The 18049-nt window shown below is 60.8% G+C and carries 21 protein-coding genes, 1 tRNA gene and 1 pseudogene; 8 read left to right on the forward strand and 15 right to left on the reverse strand.

The window, feature by feature from the left end:
* Positions 1–62: 62 nt before the first annotated feature.
* Positions 63–326: a DUF4404 family protein gene (locus BLU37_RS17855; RefSeq protein WP_010444488.1), complete on the reverse strand. Its 264-nt coding sequence runs from the start codon at positions 324–326 to the stop codon at positions 63–65.
* A gap of 122 nt (positions 327–448) precedes the next feature.
* On the reverse strand, positions 449–1057 hold the full coding sequence (locus BLU37_RS17860) for a phosphatase (protein WP_090207124.1): 609 nt from the start codon (positions 1055–1057) through the stop codon (positions 449–451).
* Between the two features lie 204 nt (positions 1058–1261).
* Here BLU37_RS17860 and BLU37_RS17865 point away from each other — a divergent pair, with 204 nt between their 5' ends.
* The 7 genes from BLU37_RS17865 to cysG all read left to right on the forward strand — a co-directional run bounded on the left by BLU37_RS17865 (position 1262) and on the right by cysG (position 9913).
* Positions 1262–1948, forward strand: a complete 687-nt coding sequence (locus tag BLU37_RS17865) for an MlaA family lipoprotein (protein WP_090207127.1) — start codon at positions 1262–1264, stop codon at positions 1946–1948.
* Positions 1949–2350: 402 nt separating this feature from the next.
* Positions 2351–4822: a DNA translocase FtsK gene (locus tag BLU37_RS17870; protein ID WP_397428642.1), complete on the forward strand. Its 2472-nt coding sequence runs from the start codon at positions 2351–2353 to the stop codon at positions 4820–4822.
* 58 nt (positions 4823–4880) lie between these two features.
* Positions 4881–5504: an outer membrane lipoprotein chaperone LolA gene (lolA, locus tag BLU37_RS17875; RefSeq protein ID WP_090207130.1), complete on the forward strand. Its 624-nt coding sequence runs from the start codon at positions 4881–4883 to the stop codon at positions 5502–5504.
* Between the two features lie 20 nt (positions 5505–5524).
* Positions 5525–6850 (forward strand): replication-associated recombination protein A, encoded by a 1326-nt coding sequence (locus BLU37_RS17880; protein ID WP_090207132.1) that lies wholly within the window; start codon positions 5525–5527, stop codon positions 6848–6850.
* Positions 6847–7221, forward strand: a complete 375-nt coding sequence (crcB, locus tag BLU37_RS17885) for a fluoride efflux transporter CrcB (RefSeq protein ID WP_090207135.1) — start codon at positions 6847–6849, stop codon at positions 7219–7221. The genes BLU37_RS17880 and crcB overlap by 4 nt, the downstream gene beginning before the upstream one ends.
* 16 nt (positions 7222–7237) lie before the next feature.
* Positions 7238–8518, forward strand: coding sequence for a serine--tRNA ligase (gene serS, locus BLU37_RS17890; RefSeq protein ID WP_090207140.1), 1281 nt, complete (start codon positions 7238–7240; stop codon positions 8516–8518).
* On the forward strand, positions 8519–9913 hold the full coding sequence (gene cysG, locus BLU37_RS17895; RefSeq protein WP_090207142.1) for a siroheme synthase CysG: 1395 nt from the start codon (positions 8519–8521) through the stop codon (positions 9911–9913).
* A 205-nt stretch (positions 9914–10118) separates the two neighbouring features.
* On the opposite strand, the gene BLU37_RS17900 is transcribed toward cysG, so the two are convergent.
* The 7 genes from BLU37_RS17900 to BLU37_RS17930 all read right to left on the reverse strand — a co-directional run bounded on the left by BLU37_RS17900 (position 10119) and on the right by BLU37_RS17930 (position 14375).
* Positions 10119–11117 (reverse strand): glutathione S-transferase family protein, encoded by a 999-nt coding sequence (locus BLU37_RS17900; RefSeq protein ID WP_090207144.1) that lies wholly within the window; start codon positions 11115–11117, stop codon positions 10119–10121.
* Positions 11118–11207: 90 nt separating this feature from the next.
* Positions 11208–12209: a glycosyl transferase family protein gene (locus tag BLU37_RS17905; protein ID WP_090207147.1), complete on the reverse strand. Its 1002-nt coding sequence runs from the start codon at positions 12207–12209 to the stop codon at positions 11208–11210.
* Positions 12206–12541 carry a TusE/DsrC/DsvC family sulfur relay protein gene (locus BLU37_RS17910; protein WP_090207150.1) on the reverse strand — a complete coding sequence of 112 codons (336 nt, stop codon included), beginning with the start codon at positions 12539–12541 and terminating at the stop codon, positions 12206–12208. Before BLU37_RS17910 ends, BLU37_RS17905 begins: the two co-directional genes overlap by 4 nt.
* On the reverse strand, positions 12538–12837 hold the full coding sequence (gene tusB / locus BLU37_RS17915; protein ID WP_010444466.1) for a sulfurtransferase complex subunit TusB: 300 nt from the start codon (positions 12835–12837) through the stop codon (positions 12538–12540). Before tusB ends, BLU37_RS17910 begins: the two co-directional genes overlap by 4 nt.
* Positions 12837–13199 carry a sulfurtransferase complex subunit TusC gene (gene tusC / locus BLU37_RS17920; protein WP_010444464.1) on the reverse strand — a complete coding sequence of 121 codons (363 nt, stop codon included), beginning with the start codon at positions 13197–13199 and terminating at the stop codon, positions 12837–12839. Before tusC ends, tusB begins: the two co-directional genes overlap by 1 nt.
* Position 13200: 1 nt before the next feature.
* Positions 13201–13593, reverse strand: coding sequence for a sulfurtransferase complex subunit TusD (tusD, locus tag BLU37_RS17925; protein ID WP_010444463.1), 393 nt, complete (start codon positions 13591–13593; stop codon positions 13201–13203).
* Positions 13594–13703: 110 nt separating this feature from the next.
* On the reverse strand, positions 13704–14375 hold the full coding sequence (locus BLU37_RS17930) for a Bax inhibitor-1/YccA family protein (protein ID WP_010444462.1): 672 nt from the start codon (positions 14373–14375) through the stop codon (positions 13704–13706).
* A 121-nt stretch (positions 14376–14496) separates the two neighbouring features.
* On the opposite strand from BLU37_RS17930, the gene BLU37_RS17935 reads away from it, so the two are divergent.
* Positions 14497–14584: transfer RNA gene (locus tag BLU37_RS17935), tRNA-Ser, on the forward strand.
* A 130-nt stretch (positions 14585–14714) separates the two neighbouring features.
* On the opposite strand, the gene BLU37_RS17940 is transcribed toward BLU37_RS17935, so the two are convergent.
* The 6 genes and pseudogenes from BLU37_RS17940 to BLU37_RS29950 form a co-directional block, all read right to left on the reverse strand.
* Positions 14715–15782 (reverse strand): tyrosine-type recombinase/integrase, encoded by a 1068-nt coding sequence (locus tag BLU37_RS17940; protein WP_090207153.1) that lies wholly within the window; start codon positions 15780–15782, stop codon positions 14715–14717.
* A gap of 3 nt (positions 15783–15785) precedes the next feature.
* Positions 15786–15962, reverse strand: a complete 177-nt coding sequence (locus BLU37_RS30135) for a DUF4224 domain-containing protein (protein WP_456239034.1) — start codon at positions 15960–15962, stop codon at positions 15786–15788.
* Between the two features lie 5 nt (positions 15963–15967).
* Positions 15968–16153: pseudogene (locus tag BLU37_RS17945) on the reverse strand (helix-turn-helix domain-containing protein); the annotation flags it as partial.
* 60 nt (positions 16154–16213) lie between these two features.
* Positions 16214–16396, reverse strand: coding sequence for a hypothetical protein (locus BLU37_RS17950; RefSeq protein WP_090207157.1), 183 nt, complete (start codon positions 16394–16396; stop codon positions 16214–16216).
* A 658-nt stretch (positions 16397–17054) separates the two neighbouring features.
* On the reverse strand, positions 17055–17306 hold the full coding sequence (locus tag BLU37_RS17955) for a DUF1654 domain-containing protein (protein WP_090207160.1): 252 nt from the start codon (positions 17304–17306) through the stop codon (positions 17055–17057).
* Positions 17307–17471: 165 nt separating this feature from the next.
* Complete coding sequence (locus BLU37_RS29950; RefSeq protein WP_197678396.1) at positions 17472–17894, reverse strand: superinfection immunity protein; 423 nt, start codon at positions 17892–17894, stop codon at positions 17472–17474.
* Positions 17895–18049: the final 155 nt, after the last annotated feature.

Genomic DNA, 18049 nt, shown 5'->3' on the forward strand with positions numbered 1-18049 from the left:
ACCAAAAGCCCCGGCTTGTGAGAGCCGGGGCTTTTTTCGTCTGGTGTATCTGGGGGGGGAGGTCAGACGCCGATATTGACCAGCGTCTGCACGATATTGCGCAAGGTGCCGGCAATTGCCGGATGCTCGATTTCGAAGCGTTCCACCGCCAGGTTCACACCATCTGACAGGCTGCTGTCCTGGGTGGCGCTTTCCAGTTGTAGCTGCAGTTCGATCTGTTGCATCAGTTCATGCAGGTCTGCGCGCTTTTCTTCGGGCAGCGGTGGGTTCTGTTCAAGTTGCTCACGCAGGGTATTGAGCTGTTCTTGCAGGTCGCGGGCCGACATGGTGGTTTCCTTCTGTGAATAGTCTCTGGCATAGACCTGCTGGTGACGAGAAAGGTCTGTGCCTGACATTCAGAGTAATCCACCCGGGCGATCCGTGCCTGATCCCGATCAAGATCCTCGTATCAGGGTTTTTCGCCCTTGAGGCGACGTTGGGCGATGTCGGTCATGCAAGTGGACAGTTCGCCCAGGTGATCGATGACCGAGTGCACACCGAGGCTGAACAGCGCCAGGGTTGCCTTGCCACGCTTCTTTTCCCGCTCCTCGCGGCTCAACGCCTGCCACTCGAGTGGGGTCAGGCCGCACAAGGGACCGCAGGAGGCCAGCCCAATGGTCCACAGACCGGCATTGAGTCCCGATTGCAGCAGGCGTGGTTCGCCGCTGACCAGCACGCAGCCTTCCAATTGCTGCACGCCAAGCTCCATCAGCGCCTGCCAGCAGGCATTGGGCGCGGGCCAGCGGGCATGCTGAGCGACGCCGGCGGGCTTGATCCAGCCAGGCAAGGTGGCGGCCAGAGGGAGACTGACTTCGTGGGGCAATTCGTCCATCCAGGCACAAGGCACGCCAAGCTGTTTCAAATCCTGTAATACTTCCAGTGCCCCAGGTGTGGCGTGGCGGTGCTCATCGACGCGCTGGCCGGGCCGGGCCCTGGCACCGAAGTCCACCAGGCAGCCGGTCAGGCCAAAGAGCAGGGCGGTGGGCGTGGGCAGTGGTGCGGCGGCGGTGAGTGGCATGGCGGCGTCCCTGAAATGACTTCGCAGAATAAGGCGCTGCCATTACAGTTGGATGACGGGTTGCTATCAGCCTGATTGGTAATTCTTTGTAGGACTTATCCGGGCCATACTGCCTAAATCCGGGTATCCGCTTTATACTGAGGTCATTGTGCAAGTCGTCAGGGCATGGCGCCCGTACCCGTCTCATCCAAGGAGTTTCTTTTTATGCGCTGGATCGATCGTCTAGCTCGACTGTCTCTGTGTGCCAGCGTGGCGCTGGTGCCATTTGCCGCGCAAGCGGCGGACGAAGATCCGTGGGAAAGCGTCAACCGTCCAATCTTCAAGTTCAACGATGTGCTGGACACCTACGCACTGAAACCCTTGGCCCAGGGCTATCAGGCCGTGACCCCGCAGTTCCTCGAAGACGGGATTCACAATGTCTTTCGCAACTTCGGTGATGTCGGCAACCTGGTCAACGACGTCCTGCAGTTCAAGCCACAGGCTGCGGGTGTCGATACCGCGCGCCTGTTGCTCAACACCACCCTGGGCGTAGGCGGCCTCTTCGACGTCGGTACCCGGATGGGGCTGCAACGCAACGACGAAGACTTCGGTCAGACCCTCGGTCATTGGGGTGTGGGCAGTGGTCCTTACGTGGTTGTGCCGTTCTTCGGCCCGAGCACTCTGCGGGATGCGCCCGCCAAGGTGGTCGACAGCTACACCGAACCCTACCGTTACATCCATGACGTGCCTGCGCGCAACATCACCTTCGGCCTGGACGTGATCGACACCCGCGCGAGCCTGTTGTCGAGCGAGAAGCTGATCAGCGGCGACAAGTACATCTTCATCCGCAATGCCTATTTGCAGAACCGCGAGTTCAAGGTAAAAGACGGCAAGGTCGTGGACGATTTCTGATTTTCGGTCCCGCAAGCCAAAAGGCGACTCCTGGAGTCGCCTTTTTTTTCGATCGCGGCCAGCACATCGGTATGGTTGCAACTCTCAGGGGAGAATGTGGTCGTAAACGGTCGGCTATTGAAACGTCCGGCGTGTCTGCGATCAGGCGCCCAGGCCCGGGTCCGATCATGAAAACACGTCATAACCCTTTGTCACGAAAGAGAATGCATGCTCAAATTGAACCGGATGGACAGCGCGGTTGGCTATGCTGCACAGCAGCGGCAACCGCGTGGCATCGGGCTCGCAAACCCGTACAATGTCCATCTTGTAGCGATAAGCGTTCCCGGCATGGCAAAGACCGGTCATCAAGGGCTGATATCAACATAGCCACGGTCTCGCCGGATAGCTGTTCATCTGCCCCGAATGGGCAGTATTTTGTCGTCAATCAACAGTTGGGCGCGCCCCGGGCGCAGGAAAAGACGCGTTTTGAAGAAATCCACCGCAACACCGCCTAAAGCAGTCGTGCCGCTCTGGCGCCAGCAACTGCACTACCGCCTCAAGGAAGGCGCGCTGATTGCCATCGGCGCCTTGTGCCTGTTCCTGATGATGGCCTTGCTGACGTATGGCAAGGATGATCCGGGCTGGAGTCATAACAGCAAGATCGATGACGTGCAGAATTTCGGCGGTCCCGCCGGCTCCTACAGCGCCGACATCCTGTTCATGGTGCTGGGTTACTTTGCCTATGTATTTCCGTTGCTGCTGGCGATCAAGACCTATCAGATCTTCCGTCAGCGTCACGAGCCCTGGCAGTGGAGCGGCTGGCTGTTTTCCTGGCGCCTGATCGGTCTGGTGTTCCTGGTGTTGTCCGGTGCGGCGCTGGCGCATATCCATTTTCACTCGCCGACCGGCTTGCCAGCCGGTGCCGGCGGTGCCCTGGGCGAGAGTCTTGGCGACCTGGCGCGCAACGCTTTGAACATCCAGGGCAGTACCCTGTTGTTCATTGCCCTGTTTCTGTTCGGCCTGACGGTCTTCACCGACCTGTCGTGGTTCAAGGTGATGGATGTCACCGGCAAGATCACCCTCGACCTGTTCGAACTGTTCCAGGGCGCGCTGAATCGCTGGTGGTCGGCGCGGATCGAGCGCAAGCAACTGGTGGCGCAACTGCGCGAGGTGGATGACCGGGTCCACGAGGTGGTCGCTCCGGCGGTGCCCGACAAGCGCGAGCAGGCCAAGGCCAAGGAACGCCTGATCGAGCGTGAGCAGGCCCTGAGCAAGCACATGTCCGAGCGCGAGAAACAGGTGCCGCCAGTGATCATGCCGGCACCGGTCAAGCCGCCGCAGCCGAGCAAGCGGGTGGAGAAAGAGAAGCAGGCGCCGCTGTTCGTCGACAGTGCGGTCGAAGGCACCTTGCCGCCGATCTCCATCCTCGATGCCGCCGAGAAGAAGCAGCTCAATCATTCCCCCGAATCCCTGGCGGCCGTCGGCCACCTGCTGGAAATCAAGCTCAAGGAGTTCGGGGTCGAAGTATCGGTGGACTCGATCCATCCGGGCCCGGTCATTACCCGTTACGAAATCCAGCCGGCAGCCGGCGTGAAGGTCAGTCGTATCGCCAACCTGGCCAAGGACCTGGCGCGTTCGCTGGCGGTGACCAGCGTGCGGGTGGTGGAAGTGATTCCCGGCAAGACCACCGTCGGTATCGAGATTCCCAACGAGGACCGGCAGATCGTGCGTTTCTCCGAAGTGCTGTCGACGCCCGAGTACGACAACTTCAAATCGCCGGTCACCCTGGCCCTCGGGCACGATATCGGCGGCCGGCCGGTGATCACCGACCTGGCGAAGATGCCCCACCTGCTGGTGGCTGGTACCACCGGTTCGGGTAAGTCGGTGGGGGTCAACGCGATGATCCTGTCGATCCTGTTCAAGTCCGGCCCGGAAGACGCCAAGCTGATCATGATCGACCCGAAGATGCTCGAATTGTCGATCTACGAAGGCATTCCGCACCTGCTGTGCCCGGTGGTCACCGACATGAAGGATGCCGCCAATGCGCTGCGCTGGAGCGTTGCCGAGATGGAGCGGCGCTACAAGCTGATGGCGAAGATGGGCGTGCGCAACCTGTCGGGTTTCAACGCCAAGATCAAGGAAGCCCAGGACCGTGGCGAGCCGATCGCCGATCCTTTGTACAACCGCGAAAGCATCCACGACGAAGCGCCGCTGCTGAACAAGCTGCCTACCATCGTGGTGGTGGTCGACGAATTCGCCGACATGATGATGATCGTCGGCAAGAAGGTCGAGGAGCTGATCGCCCGTATCGCCCAGAAGGCGCGGGCCGCCGGTATCCACCTGATCCTGGCGACCCAGCGGCCATCGGTGGACGTGATCACCGGCCTGATCAAGGCCAACATCCCGACCCGCATGGCGTTCCAGGTGTCGAGCAAGATCGACTCGCGGACCATCATTGACCAGGGCGGGGCCGAGCAGTTGCTGGGCCACGGTGACATGCTCTACATGCCGCCGGGTACCAGCCTGCCGATTCGTGTCCATGGCGCCTTCGTCTCCGACGATGAAGTACACCGGGTGGTTGAAGCCTGGAAGCTGCGCGGTGCGCCGGAGTACAACGACGACATCCTCAATGGTGTCGAAGAAGCCGGCAGCGGTTTCGAAGGCGGTGGCGGGGGTGGCGACGACGATGCCGAAACCGATGCGTTGTATGACGAAGCGGTACAGTTCGTCCTGGAAAGCCGTCGGGCGTCGATTTCGGCGGTCCAACGCAAGCTGAAGATCGGTTATAACCGGGCTGCCCGGATGATCGAGGCGATGGAGATGGCCGGGGTGGTGACCGCCATGAACACCAACGGCTCGCGTGAAGTCATTGCTCCCGGGCCGATGCGCGACTGATTCCGTGCCGCATGAGATCATGCGGCATATCCTTCAAACGAATTCCATGAGGACTCCCATGCGTGTTATTCGCATGCTGTTGTTGCCGATTCTGGCGTTGACCACCTTGTCGGCCCATGCCGACCAGAAGGATGTGGCACGCCTGACGCAGTTGCTCGAAAAATCCCAGACCCTGACCGCGCGGTTTTCGCAACTGACCCTGGACGGCGGCGGAACCCAGTTGCAGGAAACCGCAGGTGAAATGTCCCTCAAGCGTCCGGGCCTGTTCTACTGGCACACCGATGCGCCACAGGAACAGACCATGGTTTCCGACGGCCAGAAGGTGACCCTGTGGGACCCGGACCTGGAACAGGTGACCATCAAGAAACTTGACCTGCGCCTGACCCAGACCCCGGCACTGTTGCTGTCCGGCGACGTCTCGAAGATCAGCGAGAGCTTCGATATCACCTCCAAGGAAGCCGGCGGCGTGATCGACTTCGTGCTCAAGCCGAAAACCAAGGACACCCTGTTCGACAGCCTGCGCCTGTCGTTCCGCAACGGTCTGGTCAACGACATGCAACTGATCGACAGCGTCGGCCAGCGTACCAACCTGTTGTTTACCGCCGTCAAGGCCAACGAGCCGATCGACGCGGCGCGCTTCAAGTTCGACATCCCCAAGGGTGCTGACGTCATCCAGGAATAAAGAGGTTTCAAACGCAGCCCATGGACCTGTTTAGCCGCGCCCCGATCGCCCAGCCGCTGGCCGCCCGTCTGCGGGCGACCAATCTGGATGAGTACGTCGGCCAGGAGCATCTGCTGGCCCGGGGCAAGCCGTTGCGCGAAGCCCTGGAGCAGGGCGCGTTGCACTCGATGATCTTCTGGGGGCCGCCGGGGGTGGGCAAGACCACCCTGGCACGGCTGCTGGCGGAAGTCTCGGAGGCGCATTTCGAAACCGTGTCGGCGGTGCTGGCCGGGGTCAAGGAGATCCGCCAGGCGGTGGACGTCGCCAAGCAGCAGGCCGGGCAGTATGGCCGGCGCACCATCCTGTTCGTCGATGAAGTCCATCGTTTCAACAAGTCCCAGCAGGATGCGTTCCTGCCCTATGTGGAAGACGGCACGCTGATTTTCATCGGTGCCACCACCGAGAACCCCTCGTTCGAATTGAACAACGCATTGCTCTCGCGGGCCCGGGTCTATGTGCTCAAGAGCCTCGACGAGGCAGCTCTGCGCAAGCTGGTGCAGCGCGCCCTGAGCGAAGAGCGCGGCCTGGGCAAGCGTCAGTTGAGCCTGGGTGACGAAGGGTTCCAGATGCTGCTGGCGGCGGCGGATGGCGATGGTCGACGCCTGCTCAACCTGTTGGAAAACGCCTCGGACCTGGCCGAAGACGGCGCTGAAATCGGCGTCGATTTACTGCAGAGTCTGCTGGGTGACACCCGCCGGCGTTTCGACAAGGGCGGTGAGGCTTTCTACGATCAGATTTCCGCGCTGCACAAGTCGATTCGTGGCTCCAATCCGGACGCTGCGCTGTACTGGTTCGCGCGGATGCTCGACGGTGGCTGTGATCCGCTGTACCTGGCGCGGCGGGTGGTACGTATGGCCAGCGAGGATATCGGCAACGCCGATCCACGGGCCCTGAGCCTGTGCCTGGCAGCCTGGGACGTACAGGAGCGCCTCGGCAGCCCCGAAGGCGAACTGGCGGTGGCCCAGGCCATCACCTACCTGGCCTGTGCGCCAAAGAGCAACGCCGTGTACATGGGCTTCAAGGCCGCGATGGCCAGTGCCGCCGAACATGGCTCGCTGGAGGTTCCGCTGCACCTGCGCAATGCGCCGACCAAGCTGATGAAGCAGCTGGGTTACGGTGAGGAATACCGTTATGCCCACGACGAGCCGGATGCCTATGCCGCCGGCGAAGACTACTTTCCTGAGCAACTGGAGCCGCAGGCCTTCTACCAGCCGGTCCCGCGCGGGCTGGAGTTGAAGATTGGCGAGAAGCTCAATCACCTCGCTGCATTGGATCGGCAGAGCCCGAGACAGCGGAGAAAACCATGATCCGTACCGTGCTTGCCGTGTCCGTCGCCGGCATCATCGGTACCTTGATACGCTTTGCCGCGGGCAACCTGATCAACGCCAATTGGCCTAAGCACTTCTATACCGCGACGTTGGCCGTTAATATCGTGGGCTGCCTGGTGATTGGCGTGCTCTACGGCCTGTTTTTGCTGCGTCCCGAGGTCCCGGTGGAAATCCGCGCCGGTCTGATCGTGGGGTTCGTTGGCGGCCTGACCACCTTTTCATCCTTTTCACTGGATACGATCCGCCTGCTGGAAAGCGGGCAGGGGCTTGTTGCCCTGGGCTATGCGGCCCTGAGCGTATTCGGCGGGCTGCTCGCAACCTGGGCCGGCCTGTTCTTGACCAAACTCTGAATAACGAGAAACCGACATGCTCGATTCCAAACTGTTACGTAGCAACCTTCAGGACGTAGCGGATCGTCTGGCCTCCCGTGGCTTCAGCCTCGATGTTGCCCGCATCGAAGAGCTGGAAAGCCAGCGCAAGGTGGTGCAGACCCGCACCGAACAATTGCAGGCCGAGCGTAATGCGGTTTCCAAGAGTATCGGCCAGGCCAAGCAGCGCGGCGAAGACATTGCACCGCTGATGGCCAGCGTTGAAAACATGGGCACCGAGCTGACTGAAGGCAAGGCCGCGCTGGACGCCATCCAGTCCGAGCTGGACCAGATCCTGCTGGGTATCCCGAACCTGCCGCACGAATCGGTGCCGGTCGGTGCCGACGAAGACGGCAACGTTGAAGTGCGTCGTTGGGGCACGCCGACCGCCTTCGATTTCCCGATCCAGGATCACGTTGCCCTGGGCGAGAAGTTCGGCTGGCTGGATTTCGAGACCGCCGCAAAACTGTCCGGCGCGCGTTTCGCCCTGCTGCGTGGGCCGATTGCCCGTCTGCACCGTGCTCTGGCGCAGTTCATGATCAACCTGCACACCAGCGAGCACGGCTACGAAGAAGCCTACACGCCGTACCTGGTACAGGCTCCGGCCCTGGTGGGCACCAGTCAGCTGCCGAAGTTCGAGGAAGACCTGTTCAAGATCACGCGCGAAGGCGAGGCCGATCTGTACCTGATCCCGACCGCCGAAGTGTCGCTGACCAACATCGTCGCCGGCGAGATCCTCGATCCGAAGCAACTGCCGTTGAAGTTCGTCGCCCACACCCCGTGTTTCCGCAGTGAAGCCGGCGCCTCGGGGCGTGATACCCGCGGCATGATTCGTCAGCACCAGTTCGACAAGGTCGAGATGGTCCAGGTGGTCGAACCGTCGAAATCGATGGAAGCTCTGGAAGGCCTGACCGCCAACGCCGAGAAGGTCCTGCAACTGCTGCAACTGCCTTATCGCGTACTGGCGCTGTGCACCGGCGACATGGGCTTCAGCGCCGTGAAGACCTACGACCTCGAAGTGTGGGTCCCAAGCCAGGACAAGTACCGCGAGATTTCGTCGTGCTCCAACTGTGGCGACTTCCAGGCTCGCCGCATGCAGGCGCGTTTCCGTAACGCCGAAACCGGCAAGCCGGAACTGGTCCACACCCTGAACGGCTCCGGCCTGGCCGTGGGCCGTACCCTGGTGGCAGTGCTGGAAAACTACCAGCAGGCCGACGGTTCGATTCGCGTTCCAGGCGTGCTCAAGCCCTACATGGGCGGCATTGAGGTCATCGGCTAAATGGAATTTCTTCCGCTGTTTCACAACCTGCGTGGCAGCCGTGTGCTGGTGGTCGGCGGCGGCGAGATTGCCTTGCGCAAGTCTCGCTTGCTGGCCGATGCCGGTGCGGTGTTGCGGGTGGTTGCGCCCGAGATTGAAAGCCAGTTGTGCGAGTTGATCGATGGTAGCGGCGGTGAAAGGCTGTTGCGCGGTTATGTCGAATCCGACCTGGACGGTTGTGTGCTGGTCATTGCCGCGACCGACGATGAACCGCTCAATGCCCAGGTGTCTGCCGATGCCCGTCGGCGTTGCGTGCCGGTCAACGTGGTGGATGCGCCGGCCCTGTGCAGCGTGATCTTCCCGGCCATCGTCGACCGTTCGCCGCTGGTGATCGCGGTCTCCAGCGGTGGTGATGCCCCTGTTTTGGCGCGGTTGATCCGGGCCAAGATGGAAACCTGGATTCCGTCGACCTATGGCCAATTGGCCGGGTTGGCGGCGCGTTTCCGTCATCAGGTCAAGGCGCTGTTTCCGGCTGTGCAGCAGCGTCGGGCGTTCTGGGAAGAGGTGTTCCAGGGGCCGATCGCCGATCGGCAACTGGCCGGGCAGGGGGCTGAAGCCGAGCGCCTGCTGGTGGAGAAGATCAATGGCGCGCCACCGCATGCGCCGGGTGAGGTGTATCTGGTGGGGGCGGGGCCGGGTGATCCCGACCTGCTGACCTTCCGCGCCTTGCGTCTGATGCAGCAAGCGGACGTGGTGCTATACGACCGTTTGGTGGCGCCGGCGATTCTCGAACTGTGTCGTCGGGATGCCGATCGTATCTACGTCGGTAAACGCCGCGCCGATCACGCGGTGCCCCAGGACCAGATCAACCTGCAATTGGTGGAGTTGGCCAAGCAGGGCAAGCGGGTACTGCGCCTGAAGGGCGGTGATCCGTTCATTTTCGGCCGTGGCGGCGAAGAGATCGAGGAACTGGCGGCCCATGGCATTCCATTCCAGGTGGTGCCAGGTATCACGGCGGCCAGCGGTTGTTCAGCCTACGCCGGGATTCCACTGACTCACCGTGACTATGCGCAGTCCGTGCGTTTCGTCACCGGTCACTTGAAGGATGGCAGCACCGATCTGCCGTGGGGCGACCTGGTGGCGCCGGCACAGACCGTGGTGTTCTACATGGGCCTGGTGGGCTTGCCGGTGATCTGCGAGCAGATGATCAGGCACGGCCGTTCGGCGGATACGCCGGCGGCGCTGATCCAGCAGGGCACCACGGTGAACCAGCGGGTGTTTACCGGCACCCTGGCTAACCTGTCGCAACTGGTGGCGGAGCATGAGGTTCGTGCGCCGACGCTGGTGATCGTCGGGGAAGTGGTCCAGCTTCGCGAGAAACTGGCCTGGTTCGAAGGCGCCCAGGGGCAAGTCTGACGCCGACGCTGTAACGGCACGACTTTCCTGGCTTTGTAGGAGCAAGGCTTGCCTGCGGAGGCGCCGTCAAGGTCGCCAAAAGCTTCGCGGGCAAGCCCGGCTCCTACAGGTCGTGTGTCGTACGTTGGGCTTGTGTCCGCACTGCCTCGCTGTAGGAACCGACGGTCTGGTGTTTACGCGCAGAGATCGACGCGAGCCTCGCGGCCTACTGTTTCCAGACCCCACGCCCTGCCAGTCGCTCGCGGTCATGGCTGACGGTGAAATCCTGCTCTGGCCCCTTGGGCACGATCCCTGTCGGATTGATGGTCCGATGGCTGGCGTAGTAATGCCCCTTGATGTGGGCAAAGTCCACCGTCTCGGCCACGCCCGGCCACTGATACATTTCCCGTAGCCAGTTCGACAGGTTCGGATAATCGGCAATCCGCCGCAGGTTGCATTTGAAGTGACCGTGGTACACCGCATCGAACCGGATCATCGTGGTGAACAGTCGCACGTCCGCTTCGGTCAGGTATTCACCAGCCAGGTAGCGCTGCTGCGACAGGTGCTGCTCCAGATGGTCCAGCTCGGCGAACAGCCCGTCGAAAGCCGTTTCATACGCCGATTGCGAGGTGGCGAAGCCGGCACGGTAGACGCCGTTGTTCACCGCCGGATAGATCCGCTCATTCCACTCGTCGACCACCGTGCGCAAGGCTTCGGGGTAGAAATCCAAGTGATTGCCGGTCAGTTCGTTGAACGCACTGTTGAACATGCGGATGATTTCCGCCGACTCGTTGCTGACGATACGTTTCAGCTTCTTGTCCCACAGGACCGGTACGGTCACGCGGCCGGTGTAATCGGCGGTGTCGGCGGTATAACGCTGATGCATGAATTCCAGGCCATCAAGATGATCGCCCGTGGAGCCGTGGGTCTTGTCGAAGGTCCAGCCGTTCTCCAGCATCAGCCAACTGACCACCGAGACGTCGATCAGGCTTTCCAGGCCCTTGAGCTTGCGCAGGATCAGCGTGCGGTGGGCCCAGGGGCAGGCCAGGGAAACATACAGATGGTAGCGGCCGGCCTCGGCGACAAAGCCGCCTTCGCCGCTGGGGCCCGCTTCGCCATTGGCGGTCACCCAGTTGCGGCGCTGCGCCTGCTCGCGCTGAAAGGCGCCGTCTTTGCTGCTTTCATACCACTGGTCATGCCAGCGGCCTTCGATCAAGAGACCCATTGAAAAAACTCCTTGGCAGTGATGCATTGGAGTCCAGTCTAAAGAGAATCGTTCGAATAAATAGCGCAAATCCTGGGGTTGAATGATCGATTAAATCGATTTATCTCGCTTGCTCCAGTAAATCCGGGCCTTTTCGAAGGCCTGCTCGCGGGGCATTCCCAGGCCACGCAGGGCCAGGGCCATGGTCGACAGCAGGGCCAATTGCGGATAGCTGTCCTCGACCTCGCCGCGCCAGATCGCCTTGAGGTGTTCGGGTTCCAGCGAGGCCGGTTTGACATGGCGCTGTTCGGACAGGGCCGGCCATTCCTCGTCCCAGTTTTCGCCGTTGGCCGTGCCGTACAGGTGGCTGGTGCTGTCGGGATTGACCTCGATCTCGCCGCCATCGCCCTTGATCACGATGGCCGTATCGCCCAGCAACCGGCTGGCCTCGCGATGCACCGCCTGATAGCCGGGGTGGAAGATACTCTGCAGACCGCAGCGCGCGCCCAGCGGATTGAGGATGCGCGCCAGCGAGTGAATCGGCGAGCGCAGACCGAGGGTATTGCGCAGGTCGATCATCCGTTGCAGTTGCGGCGCCCAATCGCCCAGTGGTGCAAACGCGAGATTGCCGGCGGTCAGAGCCTGCTCGACGGCCTGCCAGTTGCGACACAGCGGGATTTGCAGGGTTTCCAGCAACTGTTCGGTGTACAGCCGGCCTGCGGTATGGGCGCCGCCGCCGTGCATCAGGATCTTCATGCCGTTCTGGGCCAGGCACTTGGCGGCCAGCAGATACCAGGGCAGGTGGCGCTTCTTGCCGGCATAGGTCGGCCAGTCCAGGTCGACCTGCAGGGGCGGGGCATCGAGCCGTTCGCGCAGGGCTTCGGTGAAACCGGCGAGTTCCTCAGGGCTTTCTTCCTTGTGCCGCAGCAGCATCAGGAAGGCGCCGAGCTGGGTGTCTTCGACCTTCCCATCGAGCAGCATGCCCATGGCTTCCCGTGCCTCCTCGCGCTCCAGGCCGCGGGCACCCCGCTTGCCCTTGCCGAGGATGCGCACGAACTGCGCGAAAGGATGTTCCTCGGGTGTTTCGGTGATCAGCGGCGTGTAATCGGTCATAGACAGTTCGTCGGCTTGGGCAGGCCCGCCAGCTTGGCGGCCAGTTTGGCGGGAGTGCCATTGAAGAGGCGGTTGAGGTGCAGGCTGTTGCCTTTTTCGGCGCCCAGTTTCAAGGCGGTGTACTTGATCAGCGGACGGGTCGCCGGAGACAGGTCGAACTCCTGGTAGAAGCCGCGCAGCAATTCGAGGATTTCCCAGTGCGCGGCGTTCAGCTCGATGTTTTCCCGGGCGGCGAGGGCGCTGGCGACCTCGGGCGACCAGTCACCCAGTTCCACCAGGTAGCCGTCCTTGTCCAGGGCGATGTCCCGCCCATTCACAGTCAGGGTGCTCATAGCCAGGTATTGACCTTGTCATGCTGGACCGACAGCTCGACGAAGCCCGGATAGTCCACGCACGTGGCCCAGGTCGGGCATTCCAGGCCACGGGCCTGCAGGTCTTCGTCGAGAACGAACAGGCGCAGTGTGGCGGCCCGCTCTTCCAGGGCTTCCAGCGGCAGGCTGCGCGGTTGCAGGGCATACACCGCGTCGCCGCAGAGCAGCAGCGCGTCCTCGCTGCCCAGCAGGCGCAGACAACTGCCCAGGCGGCTGTCGGTAAACGGAGAATGAGACAACACGTGCAAGGTCGACATCAGAGGGTGATCACCTGGTCATAACGATTAACGAGCGCGACGATTTCTTCGGTCGCCAGCAGGTTCAGGTCTTCGCTGCGCACCTGGTCGGCGAGGATGCCGCGATCGGCGAGGCTGTCACGGCAGGCGAACAGGTCTTCGACGCCGAACAGCGACAGCGCCTGCAGGTTGGCGGTCAGGTCCTTCTGTTGCACGGCCTTGGCCTTCTGCCCCGGCAGCAACTGGAATACGCCGTCATCCATGAACAGCAGGCCCACCGGCAGATCGAAGGCGCCGCCGGCCAGGACGATATCCAGCGCTTCGCGAGCGCTCGGCCCGGACCATGGCGCCTGGCGGCTGATAATCAGTAGAGACTTGGGCATCTCAAGGCCCTCCGAAGCAGATCAGGCGATCAGCGGCTTGCACCGCATCATGCAGTTGCCCCAGGCCGGACAATTCCCAGCCGGCGCCCAGATTCACCGCCTGGCGTGCGTAGCGCTGGGCTTCCTCGTTGTTCAGTACGCCCCGGCGCAGCGCCGCAGCGATGCAGACCACGCCGTCGAGCTGGTTGTCACTGACGAAGCTTGCCCACTCCCGTGGCAAATCCTGTTCGTCCTGCGGCGTGACCACGTTGCTCGACGCGCTATGCACACCGTCCTGATAAAAGAACAGCCGGACGATTTCATGTCCGCCGGCGACCAGCGCCTGGGCGAACAGCAGGGCCCGCCGGGAGGAGGGCGCGTGGGGCGGGGAGAACAGCGCAATGGCAAACTTCATGTAAGGCTCGGTCAGCAAATCTGCTGCCATGATAAGGCCAGAACCCCCAAGAAGCTAAATCGCGGACAATAAAAAGCCCGCCGAAGCGGGCTTTTTGTTCATGCCGGTGATCAGTCGTCGCGGCTCATGATGCCGAAGATCTGCAACAGGCTGATGAACAGGTTGTAGATCGACACATACAGGCTGATGGTCGCCATGATGTAGTTGCGCTCGCCGCCGTGGATGATGGCGCTGGTCTGGAACAGGATGCAGACCGACGAGAACAGCACGAAGCCGGCGCTGATCGCCAGTTGCAGGCCGCTGATCTGGAAGAAGATGCTAGCCAGGGTTGCGCCCAGCAGGACAAAGAAACCGGCGGTGATGAAGCCGCTGAGGAAGCTCATGTCCTTGCGCGTGATCAGTACGTAGGCCGACAGGCCGCCGAACACCAGGGCGGTCATGGCGAAGGCCGAGCTGACGATTTCGGCGCCGCCCTGCATCCCCAGGTAGCGGTTGAGGATCGGGCCGAGCAGGAAGCCCATGAAACCGGTCAGGGCGAAGGTGGAGACCAGGCCCCAGGCCGAGTCACGCAGTTTGTTGGTGAGGAAGAACAGCCCGTAGAAGCCGATCAGCACGACGAAGACGTTCGGGTAGCGGACGTTCATCTGCTGGGCGACGAAGGCCATCACACCGCTGAAAGCCAGGGTGAGGGCCAGAAGGCTGTAAGTGTTGCGCAGGACGCGGCTAACCTCTAGCTGCTCAGCCTGCACGCTGTTGTTAACGGCGTAATCCTGTTCGCGCATGGCGAAACTCCTTCGGTTTGAAATGTTCAGTCGCAAAGATCATAACAGAGGCTCTGTAACAAGCTATCACGAGAGTTTGACAGTGTGTTTCATTCCGGTATTATGGCGCCCGCAATGCATGGGAGGTGTGGCCGAGTGGTTTAAGGCAGCAGTCTTGAAAACTGCCGACTGTAACAGGTCCCAGAGTTCGAATCTCTGCGCCTCCGCCATATTGCACACCGTCAAAGCCCCGAATTTTCGGGGCTTTTTCGTTTCTGGTCGGCGCTCGCTCTGACGATCGATTCAAGGAAACGTTCCGAAACTTTTGCAGGCGTTCCGAAACTATAGTGCTTCTGAGGCCTATTTCGTCGGCGAAACAATCTCCCCGACGCGCCTGTAAACAGTCTCCGTAATGCGCTTGTCGGAGTGTCCGAGCAGCTTGCTGGCGACGGCCAGGTCCTCGATCTCGCTGGCCGCTTTGGGTCGGATATCGCGGAACTGGAACGACTTGATGTCGGCAGCTAGCTTGTGGTTGAGTGCCTCGATTGCTGTCGCTGCTGCAAGCCGGCGGGCCTCATCAAATCGCAGGCGCAGCATGGCCTTTGTGACGTTGCGGCCATCTTCAGTCACAATCAGGTATGGGTTTCTCGCGCCACGTTCCTTGCGTTGCCGCAGCAGGCGTTCAACCAAGGTGCCAAGCTCATTCGCTCCATTGGCGTTGGTCAGCTTGATCCGCAGCTTCTTGGCGGTTTTCCCTTGGCTGACTTGCAGATAATCCAGGGTGGCGTCCGTTTCGCGCATCGACAGGACATCAGCAGGGCGCTGTGCACTCAGGTAAGCCAGGTCCATTGCGTCGCGCAGCTCGGAAGCCCCTTTCTTATATACCGCCGACCAAATTTCTTCTGTCGCATAAAACTCCCTGGGGGTTTCCTTGTTCTTGCGAACGCCTGTAACAGGGTTGTCGCAGGTGATTACTCCCCACTCCCGGCCGATGTTATAGATGTGCGAGAGCAAGGCCAGCTCTCGGTTGGCCCTTACTTTCGCGGTGCGCGCATCCCGGTACTGTGCACAGACGTGCGGGGTAATTGCCTCTGGCGGGGCATCAGCAAAAGCGGCCCGTAGTTGCTTCAATGACAGTCGATTTTCGCGCTGGGTGCTGGCCTTTTTGGTTGGGATGATATCCCTGTCGTAGCGATCGAATATCGACCCAAGCAGTTTCATGACTTTCGGGACCGCTTTGCGGTCTAGCTTCGCCCATTCGATTTTCGCGATGTCCAGATCAGTGCCCAGGGGGATTTTCACCTGTTTGCCATCTGTGCCTTTTGCTGAGTAGAAATAGCAGATGTAGTCAGGGCCTTTCTTGCGTTTGCGGATCCTCCGCAGCATGCGCGGCGGAAGATCTCGGTTCTGAGGTTTTTTCGGTCGCATCTACTAGCCCACGCGCGAAAGGTCGAGGGCCCAGGTTTCCGCGACGGCATTAGACGCGGTGGGCCTGACTCCAGCCAGTTTCAGCCGGGCGTAGATCCGTCCGACTACTGGACGGCGTGCGCCGGTCAGCAGGTACTGCCAGCCATTGTTCGCGAGCCAGGCAATTTGTTTCCCTGGCAGGTGATAACGCCCATCTTGAACATTGCGTTGGTGAGACGCTTCTTGACGGTGCCGGCTTCAATGCCGGCTTCCCGGGCAATCTCCTTTGAGGTGAAGCCCTGGGCAATCCACAGCAGAAACTGCAGCTCCCGCGGCGTCAGGCCGCGACCCAAGTGGCCCCTCCATGCGCCGTTGACGATCGTCGTGTCCATGTTTCGGTTCCTGGTTGATTTCCCGTTTGGCCCTCGGCAGAAGGCCAGCCAGTGAAATCGTCAGCCTTCACGACTCATCTGCTCGTGACTGGCGTGCTCATCGCTGCAGAACGGCAGGCTCTCGCTCATCGACGCCCGCCTGCCACGGTCGAAGCCAATGAAGTAGATGGTTCGGTAGATCGGCTTCTCTACCGGCTTGCGGCAGCGAGCGCATTTCACGGGTTCAATTGCCGGTTGGTTCATCACGTGTTCCTCCAGTGGTTTCCCAGATGCCACTCATGGAATGGCACCTGGTGAAACCCCGGACCCGCTACTGGCGACGGTCCGGGCTTGTTGCGTCAACAATGTCCGCTGCGCTCTGCCACCGACGGCTTTGCGCTTCATGTGTTCGGCCTTGAGCTTCCCTCGCATCACGCGTCAGTCGGAGTCAGCGTGATGGTCATCGGGTGCAGATATTCGCTACGCGACAGTCAACTGCAGCTCGGCGGCGCAGATAGGTAGGGCAGTTCGTCGCGGGGTGCCGGTCCGTTTTCCGGCTGGGCTTGCTACTTCATTGGCAGGGTCCTCCTCTGTTGTTTGTTCCTCCCCATGCGCGGTGCCGGAGTCCTCTCTCTGGCCGGGTCACACATTTCGTGGACGGTGTTCTTCCCGGCTGGCTGCTTGGTTTGGCGTCCCCCAATGAGTGAGGTCCGGCAGCTATCCAGAGGCTGCGTGGTCGACGACTTAGCTTGTTCCGACCCAGGTTCTGCCCGGGTGCGTCGAGGTGGTCACGTCAGGTTGTGTAAAGAGCGGCGCAGCTTTCGCTGCTGGCCGGCGGGGTGGGTGCTGGCTTGAGGTGGAATATAGGAGTTCCCATATTTTTTATTGGAGGCGATAAAAAGCCCGCGCTCAGCGGGCTCATTTATGTGTCGCAGTACTCTCGCCATCCGATCCTGACCTGGTCGGCTCCCAGGGATTCCACTCTCACACCAGCGGTTTCACTGATTTCGTCCAGCAGGCGTTGCCAGTCTTCCGGGTTTTCGTGTTCAAGCCTGGCAACGGTCACCGCCTGGACTTTCTGGACCTTGGGTGAGGCGATGAGGGATTGCAGGCGCCGGCCCACGGACTCGTAGGAGGAGGGCGGTTTGCTGGTTGTGAACGCAAGGTGCGGCATGTGGTATTCCTTACCGATACTGTATTTATGAACAGTATTTGTAAGGCTCCAGCTTGGCAATGGGACAGGCTAGATATTTATGCGTTTATGCATATTTAGATTGTAATATGATCCATTCAGACATGAAAAAGCCCGCGCTTGGCGGGCTTCTCTTGACCTGGTAGCTCAGGCTGGGTCAAGTTCTGACCCGCAATACCTGCACTTGATTGCTGCAGCTTTCACTGACTCTGCGCAATAGGGGTAGTCTTTCATGTCTGTAGAAGGGGCTGGCGCTTGATAGATCGATGCTGGAATTCCACTTGCCATTGCGCGCTCAATCGGAGTCGGCCTGCTGAGTACCCATACGAAAGCTGCGACCCATCCTATAAGGGTCCATCCGGCCAGGAGATTCAAGGCGAAGATCGCGGCAGCTTTCGGGTGCTCATTGACAGCACAAATGGCGGGGTAGAAGTACAGTGTAAGGGCAGAGGGAAAGAAAATTATCAGTGCAAGAATGCCAATTCCGTTACGGGGTCCGCCGTCGAGGTTCCCCATGTGAAACGTTACAAAGCAAACGAGAGCAAGGCACAGTAGGCCGACAATCTTCATCAAAAACACTCCATGTCAGGAGTGAGCATGTTACCAGTTGAGGTCTGGTGCCACCATGTCAGTGGCCTCGTGTGGTAGGCCGGAAACAAGAAGCCCTGCGCTGGGCCGAGCCCTGGAGAATTGGTTTGAATAAACCAAGAGATTGGTGAAGGCAA

Source organism: Pseudomonas asplenii, assembly GCF_900105475.1.
GTDB classification, from domain to species: Bacteria; Pseudomonadota; Gammaproteobacteria; order Pseudomonadales; family Pseudomonadaceae; genus Aquipseudomonas; species Aquipseudomonas asplenii.